A 13,819-nucleotide genomic window follows, 5' to 3' on the forward strand; every position below is an offset into this window, starting at 1 on the left:
ATGTGATGGTCCTGCCTATGACGGCCTTTACGCCGTCACGGCATGGCGTGGAACTCGACGAACATCCGCATCGGCCCGAGCGGCTCGACGTCGTGCGGCTGCTCGGGCTGCACCACGCCGGGCTTGCCGGGCTCCAGGATCTCCTCGTGCGCCGGATCGTGGATGCGGCAGCGCAGCCTTCCTTCGATGACGTGGATCAATGCCCAGACGCCGGGCTTGGTGCGGTGCTCGCGCCGCAAGCCGGCCGGCAGGCTGTCCTGGTCGAAGACCGGCGTGCGCTTGTAGGCGACGAGGCCGTGGGGAAGCTGTGCCATCAGTGGCCTCGCGTGACCGTGGGCAGCTCCTCGAAGGTGTGGAACGGCGGCGGCGAGGACACCGTCCACTCCAGCGTCGTTGCGCCGTCGCCCCAGTAGTTGGCGCCGACGCGGCGGCCGGCGGTGATGGTGTAGAGCGCGACGCCCACGAACCACAGGGTCGAGGCGAAGGTGATGAAGGCGCCGATCGACGACATCTCGTTCCAGAGGTGGAAGGCGTCGGGGTAGTCGGGGTAGTGGCGCGGCATGCCGGCCAGGCCCGAGAAGTGCATCGGGAAGAAGGTGATGTTGACGCCCAGGAACGTCGTCCAGAAATGCACCTTGCCCGCCCATTCCGGGTACTGGCGGCCGCTCATCTTGCCGATCCAGTAGTAGAAGCCGGCGAAGATGCCGAACACCGCGCCCAGCGACAGCACGTAATGGAAGTGGGCGATGACGTAGTAGGTGTTGTGCAGCGCGATATCGACGCCGGCATTGGCCAGCACCACGCCGGTGACGCCGCCGATGGTGAACATGAAGATCAGCCCCAGCACGAACAGCATCGGCGTCGGGAACCGGATCGAGCCGCCCCACATGGTGGCGATCCAGCTGAAGATCTTCACGCCCGTGGGCACCGCGATGACCATGCTCGCGGCCATGAAATAGGCGCGCGTGTCGACGTCCATGCCGACGGTGAACATGTGGTGCGCCCACACGACGAAGCCGATGATGCCGATCGCGACCACCGCATAGGCCATGCCGAGATAGCCGAAGATCGGCTTGCGCGAGAAGGTCGACACGACATGACTCACGATCCCGAACGCGGGCAGGATCATGATGTAGACCTCGGGGTGGCCGAAGAACCAGAACAGGTGCAGGTACAGCGTCGGGTCGCCGCCGCCGGCCGGATTGAAGAAGGTGGTGCCGAAGTTGCGGTCGGTCAGCAGCATGGTGATGGCGCCGGCCAGCACCGGCAGCGACATCAGCAGCATGAAGGCGGTCACCAGCATCGCCCAGGCCATCAGCGGCATGCGGTGCAGGGTCATGCCCGGCGCCCGCATGTTGAAGATGGTGGCGATGAAGTTTGCCGCGCCCAGGATCGAGCCGGCGCCCGCCAGATGCAGCGAGAAGATCACGAAATCCACCGACGGACCGGGATGACCCGAGGCGCTCAGCGGCGGATAGATGGTCCAGCCGGTGCCGGAGCCCTCGCCGAAGAGCAGCGAGCAGCACAGCATCACGAAGCCCGCCACCAGCAGCCAGAACGAGATGTTGTTCATGCGCGGGAAGGCCATGTCGGGCGCCCCGATCATGATCGGCACGAACCAGTTGCCGAAGCCGCCGATCAGCGCCGGCATCAGCACGAAGAACACCATGACCAGGCCGTGCGCGGTCACGATGGTGTTCCACAGGTGGCCGTTGGGCTGGCCGTCGGCGCCGAGCATGTACTGCACGCCCGGCTCGAGCAGCTCCAGGCGCATGTAGACCGAGAGCGCGGCGCCGAACAGGCCGGCGCAGGCCGAGAAGACCAGGTAGAGCGTGCCGATGTCCTTGTGGTTGGTGGACAGGAACCAGCGGCGGAAGAAGGTCGGCTGGTGGTCGTGGACGCTGTCGGCAACCGACGTTGCAGCGGTCATGGCAAGCCCTCCCTAGCTGTTGGCGGCGCGCGCAGGATCATCGCGCCGGTAGCGTTGTCCCTTGGCGAGCAGCACGCCGCGGCCGCAGGCGATGCCCAGCTCCAGGCTCTCCGCGATCCGCCGTGCCCGCTCGATGAAGTGCGCCGCCGCCTGCGGCGGGCAGATCTCGTTCGCCGTGGCCTCGAACAGCGCCAGCCAGCGGTCGAAATGCTGTGCGTCGACAGGCAGCGGCAGGTGCGCCTGCATCGGCTGGCCGTGGTAGCGGCCGCTCATCAGCGCCACCGACGACCAGAACGCGCACATCTTCTGCAGGTGCGGCTCCCAGTCTGCGATGCGGGCCGCGAAGACGGGGCCGAGCAGGGCGTCCTGCCGCACGCGGTCGTAGAAGCGCCGCACCAGCTGGTCGATCATCGCCTCGTCGATGCCGGTTTCGGCCCGGATGCGGTCGGTGATCTCGGCGCGGCGTTGCATGCCAGGGGCTATGGGCAGCGTCATGGCTGGCCTTTAATAGGTATCTGATATGACTATTTTAACGCATAAAGGGGTAAATCAAATACCCATTTAAGCCTGTGCTGTTCCGTCGCTGGCAGCAGCAGGGGCCGGTCGCTCTGGACTAGGCCGCCGGCGTCTCGGCCAGCAGGCGGCGCATGCGCTGGAGCGCGCGGGGATGGCTGATCAGGTCGGCCAGGGAATAGCGGTCGAGCACCGCCAGGAAAGCGCGCAGCGCCTCGTCCAGGGGACCGCGCAGGCCGCAGGCGGACGTGATGACGCACATATTGCGCGCCGCGTCGAAGCACTCGACCAGATCGAAGCTGTCCTCGGTCGCGCGCACGACGGCGCCAAGGTTGATCGCTTCGGCCTGGCGCGCCAGCCGCAGCCCGCCGCCGCGACCGCGCTGGCTCTCGACGAAGCCCGCCTGCACCAGGGTCTGCGTCACCTTCGTGAGGTGGTTGCGCGAGATGTCGTAGCGGCGCGCAACCTCCTCGACCGTGTGGAGGTCGTCCGGCTCCATCGCCAGCATCATCAGCAGGCGCAGGGCGTAATCGGTGTGCAAGGTCAGGCGCATCGTCGGCGGGCGCGGGGTAGGAACGTTAAGGCGTGCTGGCCATACCTATTTTACAATGGATATCACGTCCGCGCATGACCGGAAAGAGGCGCGGCTACGGCCGCAGCACGACGCGGCCCACCACCTTGCCGCCGCGCAGCTCCTCCAGCACGTCGTTGGCGGCCTCGAGCGGCCGCGTGGCGTAGGGCATCGGGCCGATCTTGCCGGCGCGCACCAGCGCCATCAGCTCGTGGAACTCGGGCAGATCGCCGACATAGGAGCCCTCGATCGCCGCCATCTTGAACGGCATGGCGATCGGCGCGAACGGCGCGTCGCCGCCGAACAGGCCGACGATCACGATCTTGCCGCCGCGGCGCAGGGCGTCGAAGCCGAAGCGGAAGGAGGCGGCCGCGCCCACGAAATCCACGGCGCTGCAGACGCCGCCGCCGGTCTGCTGCTGCAGCCTGGCCAGCGCGCCCTCGGCCCGGGTGTTGACCACGTCGTGGGCGCCGTGCTCCTTGGCCGTCTGCAGCTTCTTGTCGTCGATATCCGCGACGATGATCTCGCCGTCGAAGATCGCCTTGGCGACCTCCAGCCCGGCCATCCCGACGCCGCCGGCGCCGACCAGCAGCAGCCGCTTGCGGTTCTTCACCGTCTCGGTCTTGCGGATGGCGGAATACGCGGTCAGCCCCGAGCAGGCATAGGTGCAGGCGAGCTCGATCGGCGTGTTGCCATGGTCGACCAGGTATTTCGGATGCGGCACCACGACATGCGTGGCATAGCCGCCGTCGCGGCGCGTGCCCAGCGTGCGCGGCGCGGCGCACAGCAGCTCGTCGCCGGCCTGGCAGGCGGCGCACTGGCCGCAGCCGATCCACGGGAACACCACGAAGCGCTGGCCGACGCGCACGTCCTTGGCGTCCGGCCCGACCGCCACGACCTCGCCCGCGATCTCGTGGCCCAGCGTGTGCGGCAGCGTCATGCCGCGGTTGGTGACCTCCAGCTTCTGGCCGCCGCCGAGATCGAAGAAGCCTTCCCACAGATGCAGGTCGGAATGGCAGACGCCGCTCGACAGGATGCGCACGATGACCTCGCTGCCCGAAGGCGCCGGGTCGGCATAGGTGTTCAGCTGCAGCGGCTTGCCGAACTCGACGATTTGCATGGCGCGCATGGTGTTTCCTCCGTAGCATTGCGGGCGATTGTGAAAGTGCATCCTAGTCGGAGGTGGGCGTGTCGGGAAAGGTCGGCGACGAGGCAGCGAAGTTCGATCCGCGAAACCATAGCTTCGGCCCCTCGCACTATTTCGAGGACCTCAAGGTTGGTCAGCGCTTCTACGTCAATTCGCGCACCCAGACGGACGCGCTGTTCGCCGCCTTCCAGCTGGCCAGTGGCGACAACCACCCGATCCACTACGATCGCGTCTACTGCCAGGCGCGCGGCCATCGCGACATGCTGGCGCACGGCCTGCAGGTCACCATCCAGGCCGCGGCCGGTGCCGGCATCTTCCCGCATGTCGTGGGCGATTCGCTGATCGGCTTCATCGAGCAGTCGTCGCGCCTCCTCAGGCCGGTCTATGTCGGCGACACGCTCTTTCCCATGCTCGAGATCAGCGAGCTGCGCCCCGGCCGCACCACCGGGGTCGTGGTCGTCAAGATCACGATCCACAACCAGGACGGCACGCTGGTGATGGACGGCGAGCACAAATATCTCGTCAAGAAGCGGCCGCAGGCGTGAAGGCGCTCCCGGCCAGCTTCGGCCCGGTCGTATAACGGAGGACGCGACGCCATGGGTTTGCTGGACGGCAAGGTTGCCTGGATCACGGGCGCCGGCACCGGAATCGGCCGGGCCGGCGCCATCGCCCTGGCGCGCGAAGGCGCCCACGTGATGCTGTCGGGCCGCACGCGCCAGACGCTGGACGAGACGGCGCGCCTGGCGGGCGACGCCGGCGGAAGCGGCACGGCGGCGCTGCTCGACGTCGCCGACAAGCACGCCGTCAGGCGCGTGGCCGACGCGATCCTGGCGGCGCATGGGCGCATCGACATCCTGGTCAACAGCGCCGGCATCAACCTGCGCGAGCGCACCTGGGGGCAGGTGACGCCCGAAGGCTGGGACGACATCGTGCGCATCAACCTCGACGGCACGTTCTACTGCTGCCATGCCGTGCTGCCGTCGATGCGCGCGCGCAAGGACGGCGTCGTGATCAACGTCTCGAGCTGGTTCGGCAAGTACATCACCGGCCTGGCCGGGCCCGGCTACACGGCGTCCAAGTTCGGAGTCGCGGCGCTCACCGAGACGATCAACGTCGAGGACGGCATCAACGGCATCCGCGCCTGCGTCATCTGCCCCGGCGAGGCGGCGACGCCGATCATGGAGCGCCGCCCGGTCAAGCCGCCGCCGCACGAGCTGGCGCGCATGATGCAGGAGGAGGATCTCGGGCGCGCCATCCTGTTCGTCGCCACCCTGCCGGCGCGCGTCTGCGTCAACGAGATCATCATCAGCCCGACGCATAACCGGTTCTATGTCGGCGGCCTTGAAGCGGCCGCGCCGACCCCGTCATCCTGAGACCGATCCTGAAGGAGGGACCATGCTAGGTATCATCGCGACCTTGACCATCAAGCCGGGCACCAACGCGGCGTTCGAGGAGACCATGGGCAAGCTCGCCGCCGCCGTGCGCGCCGGCGAGCCGGGCAACAAGCTCTACGCGCTGCACAAGACCGACGATGCCAACGTCTATGTCATGCTGGAGCGCTATGACGACCAGGCGGCGCTCGACGCGCATCGTGCCTCGCCGCACTTCAAGGACCTGGGCCGCAAGCTGGGCGACTACCTGGCGGCGCGGCCGCAGGTGCAGGTGATGCAGGAAGTCTGACCGGCCGGCTGGCCGACCGGCCAGCAAGGAGGCGGGCATGGATGGCATCGTCCGTCGCAGCATCGAGCCGGGCGCGCCGCCCGGCACGCTGGCCGGCCGGGCGCCGGTGGGCGAGGAGGCGCTGCACTTCACCCTGGTCGAGTACGCCGCCGACGCCGTCGAGGTCGAGGAGGCGGCCACCGTCGAGCGGTGCAAGTTCCACCTGGCGACGCCGGAGAAGACCTGGATCGATGTCGCCGGCCGCGCCAGCGCCCAGATGCTGAACGCGCTGGGCGATGCCTTCCACCTGCACCCGCTGGCGCTGGAGGACGTGTTCCACTCGCACCAGCGGCCCAAGCTCGACATCTATGAGCAGCAGGGCTTCATCGTCCTGAACGACCCGGTCTATGTCGACGGCGAGATCAAGCCGCGCCAGGTGTCGATCTTCTTCGGCGAGAACTACGTGATCAGCTTCCACGACGCCGACGAGGACATCTTCCGGCCGGTGCGCGAGCGCGTGCTGCGCACCGGCTCGCGCCTGCGGCGCAAGGGCATCGACTATCTCGTCTATGCCCTGGTCGACCTGGTCGTCGACCGCAAGTTCCCGGTGATCGAGAAGGTCAGCGCGCAGCTGGAGTCGCTGGAGGACGAGGCTCTCGACCGCCCGACCTCGGCGACGCTCAAGCGCATCCACGAGGCGCGCCGCGCGCTCATGGCGTTCCATCGCATCCAGTGGGCCGAGCGCGAGACGGTGCTGTCGCTGATGCGGCCGGAGGTGCCGTTCGTCATCAAGGAGACGCGCACCTACATGCGCGACTGCTTCGACCATACCGTCGCGGTGATGGAGCTGATCGAGAGCTACCGCGACATGGCCAACGGCCTGATGGAAGTCTATCTGATGGACACGTCCAACCGCATGAACGAGGTGATGAAGACGCTGGCGATCATCACCGCCTTCTTCATGCCGTTGTCGTTCCTGACCGGCATCTACGGCATGAACTTCGAGACCGAGACCGGCAACATGCCGGAGCTGAAATGGCCGTTCGGCTACGTCTACTTCTGGTGCATGGTGGCGGTCATCGTCATCGGCCTGTTCCTGTGGATGAAGCGCAAGCGGTGGTTTTGAATTTCCTTCCCCACGCGAAGCGTGGGGAAGGTGGCCGATTCGGCACTTCGACGCTTTGCGTCGAAGTGCCTGAGCCGGATGGGGAGCCGACGTGGTGCTGATTGCCGAGACCACGTCGGCTCCCCTCCGCCCCTTCGGGGCACCTCCCCAACTTCGTTGGGGAGGAAGACAACGACATACAGGAGAAACCTGAGATGGATGCGCCGACCTACCGCCTGTTCGGCTCGGAGCTGTCACCGTATTCGGTGAAGGTGCGCTCGTATCTGCGCTTCAAGGGCATCGAGCATCAATGGCTGCCGCGCGGGCCGGCCACCGCGGCCGAGTTCCAGAAGCATGCCAAGCTGCCACTGATCCCGCTGCTGGTGACGCCCGACGGCCAGGGGCTGCAGGATTCGACGCCGATCATCGAGCGGCTGGAAGCGGCGCAGCCCGAGCCGTCGATCCATCCCGACGACCCGGCGCTGCGCTTCCTGTCGGAGCTGCTGGAAGAATACGCCGACGAGTGGGCCAACAAGCCGATGTTCCACTATCGCTGGTCCTACGAAGCGGACTGCAAGTCGGCGGCCGGGCGCATCGCGGCCCAGGTCGCGGGCGAGGGCGCCGCGCCGGAGCAGGTGGCCAAGGCCGCCGAGGCGGTGGCGCAGCGCATGGTGCCGCGCCTGTCGTTCGTGGGCTCGCATGCCGGCACGCGCGAGACCATCGAGGGCTCGCTGCGCCGCGTGCTGGACACGCTGGAGATCCAGCTCGGCACCCGCAAGTACCTGTTCGGCGACCGCCCGTCGCTGGCTGATTTCGGCCTCTGGGGCCAGCTCTACGAATGCTGGACCGACCCGACGCCGGGCAAGCTGATCAACGAGCTCTACCCCACCACCTGGCGCTGGATCGAGCGCATGCTGGACCCCAAGGTCGAAGGCGGCTGGGATCCCTGGAAGTCCGTGCACTGGGGCATCGAGCGGCTGCTGGAGGCCGAGGTCGCCGGCCTGTTCCTGCCCTGGTCGGCCGCCAACGCAGCCGCCGTGGCCAAGGGCGACGCCGAGTTCACGGTCGCGCTCGAAGGCAAGCCGTTCACCCAGCAGGCGCAGAAATACCATGCCCGCTCGCTGGCCGAGATCCGCCGCAAATACGTCGCCGCCAAGGATGCGCCCGGCCTCGACACGATCCTGTCGGCCACCGGCTGCAAGAAGTGGCTGGCGGGGTAGGGACCGCGCGCCAGCTCCACCCGTCATCCCGACACGCCCGTCCCCAACCCACCCGTCATCCCGAGCGCCAGCGAGGGATCTCCCGCGAATAGCGCAGTGTGCGTCTTCCCGCACGAGATCCTCGCTGCGCTCGGGATGACGGTGGCCATGCCGATAGCCGACACACGAACCAAGCCGCCATGCCGCGTGCCACCTATGTCTACATTCTGACCAACAAGAACCGCAACGTGATGTATGTCGGCGTCACGAGCGAGCTTGAGCGGCGGATCATGCAGCATCGTTCCAAGGCGCTCGATGGCTTCACGGCGAGATACAACGTCGATCGTTTGGTCTATGTCGAGGAGCACCCATCGCCGAGCGACGCCATTGCACGCGAGAAGCAGCTCAAGGGCTGGAGCCGCAGCAAGAAAAACGTCCTCGTAGGCGCGGCAAATCCCGAATGGAAAGACCTGAGCGCGAACTGGTGGGCCGAAGGAGACTGCCGAGACGAGGGGGGCTCCTCTCACGGGAGATCCCTCGCTGGCGCTCGGGATGACGGGTAAACGATAACCGTCATTCCGAGCGCAGATCTCCGCAGCCGCCGTCGTCACGGCGGCATCAGGGCGGCGATCTCGGCCAGGGTGGGCGAGCGGCGCGCCGGGTGCTGGATCTTGTCGGCGCTCTGAAGGGCTTCGGCGAAGGCGCGCGTCTGGGCCTGCTTCAGCGCGATCTCGGCCGACAGGTTGTCGAACGTGATCTCGTCGGCCAGGAACGAGACCTGGCGCGCCTCGTCGAAGCGTTCCGCCGCGATCAGCCGGCGCGCCAGCACGGCGCGCGCCTCGCCGATGGTCCACGAGCCGGCCAGGAGCTGGTCGATCAGCTTCTCGGCCGCGACCTTGCCGCCGCCCAGCCAGTGCGCCGCGGCCAGCTCGCCCACCGCCGCCGCCAGGGCGCGCGAGGGCGTCTGTCCGATATGCGCCTCCAGGGTCAGGCGCGCGCCCGGCAGGACGCCCAGCACCACCTCGGCGCGGGCCAGCGCCGCCCAGACCTCATCCTCGTTGCCGCGGCCGTCGAAGCCGGTGGCGAAGCTGCGCGCCTCGACCAGCAGCGCGGCGTCGCGCGTCGCCGCCGCGATCGCGGCCAGCGCCTGGGCGCGGTGGTAGCTGACGGCGGTGGTGCGCGCCACCCGCACGGCCTGCTCGACCTGTCCCAGCTCGGCATAGGCCAGCGCCAGCCCGGGGCGCAGCGCGCTCTGCTCGTAGCCGTCGTCGAGCCCGCGCACCAGGGCCAGCGCCCGGTCGAGATAGGCCGGATCGCGAGTCGCCTGGGCCAGCCGTGTGAGCGTCCGCAGCCGCGCCTCGGTCGACGTCAGGCGCTCCGCCGTCGCGACGGCGTCGTCGGGCCGGCCGGCGCGCGCCAGGGCGAGCGCGATCTCCTCGGCCGCGAAGCCGCCGGCATCGCCGTCGTCCAGGGTCCGGGCGGCGTCGTCGGCGAAGCCGGCCTTGGCCTGGGCGGCGGCCACCCAGCGCAGGGCGGAGCGTCGCGCATCGGCGATCTGGTTGGCCTCCGCCGACCGCTTCGCCTCGTCGAACAGCGCCCGGTCCTTCCTGGCGGCCGCGATCTCGCTCAGGCGCAGGTAGAGCAGGCTGTCCCATTCCGCGAACTGCGGATCGCGGCCCGGCGGCGCGTCGTCGCGCATGCGCCCGATCGCCTCGGCGAAGACGCAGTCCCGGGTCGGCGCCGCGCGGCAGGCCTGCCACCCCGTGTCCGGCGGCGCTGCCGCTGCCGGCGCCGCGATCGCCGCCGCCATCAGCCAGATCGACCATCGCCCCCGGATCATCACACCCCCTGCTGCTGGCGGGGCGATCGCAAATGCAGCCGTTTATCCCTCGCCCCGCAGCAGCGGGGAGAGGATATGCGATTGCCCTGCGGTCGCTTAGGGACGCAGCTTAGCGCGAACCGGCCGGGGCGTCGTGCCGAGTCTGCCGCCGCGCCGCCGCTACACCGGCGGCCCCATGCGGTGCAGTCGGTCGTATTCGTCGGTGGCCAGCGATGCGGTGTGCTCGTCGCTGTCGGGGCCATAGCCGACATCCCAGCAGCTGAAGCGGCCGGTCGTGGCGTCATAGCCGGTCAGCAGCACCCAGTGGTTGTCGTGGCCGGTCGTCTCCGGGTCGAGATGCGCGATCACGAGGTTCTTCTTGGCGATCCATTTGCACACCTTGTCGGGGCTGAAGTCGCGCAGATAGGCAGCCCCCGCGGCGTCTTCCTGGTAGCGGCCCCAGTACAGGAACCGGTTGCCGTAGATCTTGGACAGCAGGGCATGCACACGGCCCGGATCGAGGTCGAGCGAGCCCGGCGAGAAGCCCTGGCCGTCATTGGCCGTCAGCCAGGCGTTGAGCAGGCCGGGGTTCATCTCGCCGTCGAGGCTGATGAGCTTCAGCGTCGGGTTGGCTGGAATACCGTTCGGTACGTCGCCGTTGATCTGGTAATCGAGGACGGCCTTCACCGCGGCGCGGGTCGCGGCGTCGCTCGGCAGATGGACGTTATGCCACTTCAGGCCCGAGGCGACGCACGACAGCAGGCAGCCGGCGTTCTGCAGCGTCTTGCGGCTGTTGTTGAGCCGCATCTTTCCCCACGGCGCGACGGCCTGGTAGAAGCCGGCAGTGAAGTCGGTGACCACCGACGCAGCGGGTTGCGGCGCGGCGGTGCCGCCACCGGCGGCCAGCGCCGCCAGCCGCTTGTGCGTCGTGCCCTCGACCCAGATCTGGCCGTCGAAGGTCGACCAGCCCGGGAACTGCCGGCGCTGGAAGCGCTCGACGGCGCTGCCGGACGAAACCTCGGCCGCCGTCGTGGTGCCGCCGCCCTGCGGCGCCGGCACCTTGCCCAGCCACAGCGCCACCTTGTCCACGTCGCCGCCGAAGTTGCGGCAGCCGCGCCCGACGCGGCCGGTCAGCTGGAACTCCTTCTGCATCTGCACTCTCCCGTCACCAAGGCGGTCCACGCCATGCGACGCAGGGTAGGCAGGGTGCGGGACTCGCGAAATCCGACGGCCGCAGCCGGACTATCCGAAAATCGCAATCCGGCGGCAGGCGCGTCTGGTATCCTGCGCATCAACGGGGTGGGGGCGATCGGCCATGGCGTCCGCTGACACATCGGTTCTGCAGCACCGGCGCGTCCTGGAAAGCCGGGACCCCGACATGACCGGCAGCTTCATGGCGGCCAAGGAATTCCATCTCGACCTGCCGGCCGGCGCGGCGCGCACGTTCGATTTCGCGACCAGCGCGGTCTACCTGCCCAACAGCTATCTCGGCTACATCCAGTACGGCTCGGCCGCCACCGTGCGGGTGCCCGACGGCCGCGCCCGCGACGACTATTTCATCCACCTGCCGCTGCGCGGCCGCGCCGAGGTGCTGAACCATGCCGGCCGCGTCGTCTGCCGCCGGGACCACGCCGTCATCTCGGCGCCCAGCGGCCATGTGATGCATGCCGAGGCCGGCAGCACGCGCATCACGCTGTCGATCACGGCGGCGGCGATCGCCGGGCAGGCGGCGGCGCTGCTGGGCGAAGCGCCGCGCCAGATGCCGGCCTTCGCGGCCGGGATCGACCTCGCGTCGCCGGCCGGCCGCAGCATCAGCCGCCAGATCAGGCTGGCGATCGCGGATCTCGACGACGGCCCAGGGCCGCCCAGCCCGATCATGGCCGGCGCCTACGAGCAGCTGATCATCACCGGCCTGCTGCTGCACCAGCCCAACAGCTGCAGCGAGGCGCTCGATCGGCGGGCGGCGCAGGCGCCGTCACGCGACGTGCAGCGGGCGGTCGACTACATGCAGGGCCGGCTGAGCCAGCCGATCACGCTGGCCGACATCGTGGCGGCGTCCGGCATCCCCGGCCGTACGCTGCTGCAGCACTTCAAGGACCATCGCGGCACGTCGCCGATGCGCTATCTGCGCCAGGCACGCCTGGCGCGGGTGCGTGAGGCCCTGATGCGCGCCCGCGATGGCGACAGCGTGACCGACATCGCGCTGACCTGGGGCTTCAACCATTTGGGCCGCTTCTCGGTCGAATACCGCGCCCAGTTCGGCGAAAGCCCGTCGCAGACCTTCAAGCGCAGCCGCGCGATGCGGCGCTAATTCCTCCCCAGCTCTGCCCTACGGGATTCACACATCCAGTTTCAGAGAGCTTGGGGCCCGAAAAATAGAACTGTCATCCCGAGCGCCAGCGAGGGATCTCCTGCGAATGGCGCACCGTGCGTCTTCCGCGGGAGATCCCTCGCTGGCGCTCGGGATGACAGTGAAGATGTGTGAATGCCGTAGCAGCTCTGCTGGGGAGGTGCCCCGAAGGGACGGAGGGGAGCCTTGGTGATCGTGGTAGTGGAGACCACGTTGGCTCCCCCTCCGGCCTTCGGCCACCTCTCCCCAGCTCTGCTGGGGAGAGGGAATATCTTACGCGCCGGTGAACGCCTGCATGCCGGTGATGGCGCGGCCCAGGATCAGGGCATGCACGTCGTGGGTGCCTTCGTAGGTGTTGACCGCCTCGAGGTTCATGACGTGGCGGATCACGTGGTACTCGTCGGAGACGCCGTTGCCGCCATGCATGTCGCGCGCGACGCGGGCGATGTCGAGCGCCTTGCCGCAATTGTTGCGCTTGATCAGGGAGATCATCTCGGGCTGCGCCTTGCCCTCGTCCTTGAGGCGGCCGACCCGCAGGCAGGCCTGCAGGCCGAGCGCAATCTCGGTCTGCATGTCGGCCAGCTTCTTCTGGATCAGCTGGTTGGCGGCCAGCGGCCGGCCGAACTGCTTGCGCTCCACGGTGTAGTCGCGCGCCCGCTGCCAGCAGAACTCGGCCGCGCCCATGGCGCCCCAGGCGATGCCGTAGCGTGCGTTGTTGAGGCAGCCGAAGGGGCCGCCCAGCCCGGAGACGCCGGGCAGCAGGTTCTCCTCGGGCACGAAAACGTCGCCCATCATGATGGCGCCGGTGACGGAGGCGCGCAGGCTGAACTTGCCCTCGATCTTGGGCGTCTCGAAGCCCTTCATGCCGCGTTCCAGGATGAAGCCGCGGATGGCGCCGTCATCGTTCTTGGCCCACACCACGGCCACGTCGGCGATCGGCGAGTTGGTGATCCACATCTTCGAGCCGTTGAGCCTGAAGCCGCCGGCCACCTTGGTGGCGCGCGTCTTCATGCCGCCGGGATCGGAGCCGTGGTCGGGCTCGGTCAGACCGAAGCAGCCGACCCATTCGCCCGAGGCCAGCCTGGGCAGGTATTTCTGGCGCTGCTCCTCGGTGCCGTAGGCGTAGATCGGGTGCATCACCAGCGAGGACTGCACGCTCATGGCCGAGCGATAGCCGCTGTCGACCGCCTCGACCTCGCGCGCCACCAGGCCGTAGGTGACGTAGTTGGTGCCGGCGCAGCCGTACTTCTCGGGCAGGGTGCTGCCCAGCATGCCCAGCGCGCCCATCTCGTTCATGATCTCGCGGTGGAACTTCTCGTGCCGGTTGGCCTCGATCACCCGCGTCATCAGCTTGTCCTGGCAGTAGTCGCGCACCGCGTCGCGGATCGAGCGCTCCTCCTCGCTGAGCTGGGCGTCGAGGTAGAAGGGGTCCTGCCAGTCGAACGGCGGGGCGCCTTCCCGGGTGCCTCGGGCGTTGGCGAGCTTGCTGGCGGCGGCGATGGCGGACGACATGGCGTGACCCTTGC

15 protein-coding genes are annotated in these 13,819 nt (G+C 68.4%); 7 read left to right on the forward strand and 8 right to left on the reverse strand.

From position 1 onward, the window contains the following. Positions 1–35: 35 nt before the first annotated feature. The 5 genes from FHP25_RS11370 to FHP25_RS11390 form a co-directional block, all read right to left on the reverse strand. Entirely contained in the window at positions 36–314 is a 279-nt protein-coding gene (locus tag FHP25_RS11370; RefSeq protein WP_147847039.1) for a DUF1971 domain-containing protein, read from the reverse strand. Further along, positions 314–1,930, reverse strand: coding sequence for a cytochrome c oxidase subunit I (gene ctaD, locus FHP25_RS11375; protein WP_147847040.1), 1,617 nt, complete (start codon positions 1,928–1,930; stop codon positions 314–316). The genes FHP25_RS11370 and ctaD overlap by 1 nt, the downstream gene beginning before the upstream one ends. A 12-nt stretch (positions 1,931–1,942) precedes the next feature. Continuing rightward, positions 1,943–2,425, reverse strand: a complete 483-nt coding sequence (locus FHP25_RS11380) for a group III truncated hemoglobin (protein ID WP_147847041.1) — start codon at positions 2,423–2,425, stop codon at positions 1,943–1,945. A gap of 118 nt (positions 2,426–2,543) precedes the next feature. Next, the gene (locus FHP25_RS11385; RefSeq protein WP_331461678.1) at positions 2,544–2,984 is read right to left on the reverse strand and encodes an RrF2 family transcriptional regulator; all 441 of its coding nucleotides are present in this window, start codon (positions 2,982–2,984) and stop codon (positions 2,544–2,546) included. A gap of 106 nt (positions 2,985–3,090) precedes the next feature. Then, positions 3,091–4,143 carry an alcohol dehydrogenase gene (locus FHP25_RS11390; protein WP_178133464.1) on the reverse strand — a complete coding sequence of 351 codons (1,053 nt, stop codon included), beginning with the start codon at positions 4,141–4,143 and terminating at the stop codon, positions 3,091–3,093. Positions 4,144–4,202: 59 nt separating this feature from the next. Between FHP25_RS11390 and FHP25_RS11395 the strand changes: the two genes are divergently transcribed. From FHP25_RS11395 to FHP25_RS11420, 6 genes are all read left to right on the forward strand, one after another. Beyond that, positions 4,203–4,706: a MaoC family dehydratase gene (locus FHP25_RS11395; protein ID WP_147847044.1), complete on the forward strand. Its 504-nt coding sequence runs from the start codon at positions 4,203–4,205 to the stop codon at positions 4,704–4,706. 51 nt (positions 4,707–4,757) lie between these two features. Beyond that, positions 4,758–5,534, forward strand: a complete 777-nt coding sequence (locus FHP25_RS11400; RefSeq protein WP_147847045.1) for an SDR family oxidoreductase — start codon at positions 4,758–4,760, stop codon at positions 5,532–5,534. A gap of 22 nt (positions 5,535–5,556) precedes the next feature. After that, the gene (locus FHP25_RS11405; protein ID WP_218578327.1) at positions 5,557–5,841 is read left to right on the forward strand and encodes a putative quinol monooxygenase; all 285 of its coding nucleotides are present in this window, start codon (positions 5,557–5,559) and stop codon (positions 5,839–5,841) included. 37 nt (positions 5,842–5,878) lie between these two features. Beyond that, positions 5,879–6,946, forward strand: a complete 1,068-nt coding sequence (gene corA, locus FHP25_RS11410; RefSeq protein ID WP_147847047.1) for a magnesium/cobalt transporter CorA — start codon at positions 5,879–5,881, stop codon at positions 6,944–6,946. 194 nt (positions 6,947–7,140) lie between these two features. Beyond that, a complete protein-coding gene (locus FHP25_RS11415) occupies positions 7,141–8,145 on the forward strand; it encodes a glutathione S-transferase family protein (protein ID WP_147847048.1) in 1,005 nt (334 codons plus the stop codon). Between the two features lie 179 nt (positions 8,146–8,324). Beyond that, positions 8,325–8,687 carry a GIY-YIG nuclease family protein gene (locus FHP25_RS11420; protein ID WP_147847049.1) on the forward strand — a complete coding sequence of 121 codons (363 nt, stop codon included), beginning with the start codon at positions 8,325–8,327 and terminating at the stop codon, positions 8,685–8,687. A 44-nt stretch (positions 8,688–8,731) separates the two neighbouring features. On the opposite strand, the gene FHP25_RS11425 is transcribed toward FHP25_RS11420, so the two are convergent. Together FHP25_RS11425 and FHP25_RS11430 are read right to left on the reverse strand one after the other, a co-directional pair. Next, positions 8,732–9,964: a hypothetical protein gene (locus tag FHP25_RS11425; protein ID WP_147847050.1), complete on the reverse strand. Its 1,233-nt coding sequence runs from the start codon at positions 9,962–9,964 to the stop codon at positions 8,732–8,734. A 159-nt stretch (positions 9,965–10,123) separates the two neighbouring features. Continuing rightward, positions 10,124–11,095, reverse strand: a complete 972-nt coding sequence (locus tag FHP25_RS11430; protein WP_147847051.1) for a hypothetical protein — start codon at positions 11,093–11,095, stop codon at positions 10,124–10,126. Between the two features lie 163 nt (positions 11,096–11,258). Here FHP25_RS11430 and FHP25_RS11435 point away from each other — a divergent pair, with 163 nt between their 5' ends. Continuing rightward, entirely contained in the window at positions 11,259–12,254 is a 996-nt protein-coding gene (locus FHP25_RS11435; RefSeq protein ID WP_147847052.1) for an AraC family transcriptional regulator, read from the forward strand. A gap of 312 nt (positions 12,255–12,566) precedes the next feature. Here FHP25_RS11435 and FHP25_RS11440 read toward each other — a convergent pair whose 3' ends face one another. Next, positions 12,567–13,805, reverse strand: a complete 1,239-nt coding sequence (locus tag FHP25_RS11440) for an acyl-CoA dehydrogenase (protein WP_147847053.1) — start codon at positions 13,803–13,805, stop codon at positions 12,567–12,569. Between the last annotated feature and the right edge of the window lie 14 nt (positions 13,806–13,819).

This window comes from Vineibacter terrae, from assembly GCF_008039615.1.
Taxonomy (GTDB): Bacteria; Pseudomonadota; Alphaproteobacteria; order Reyranellales; family Reyranellaceae; genus Vineibacter; species Vineibacter terrae.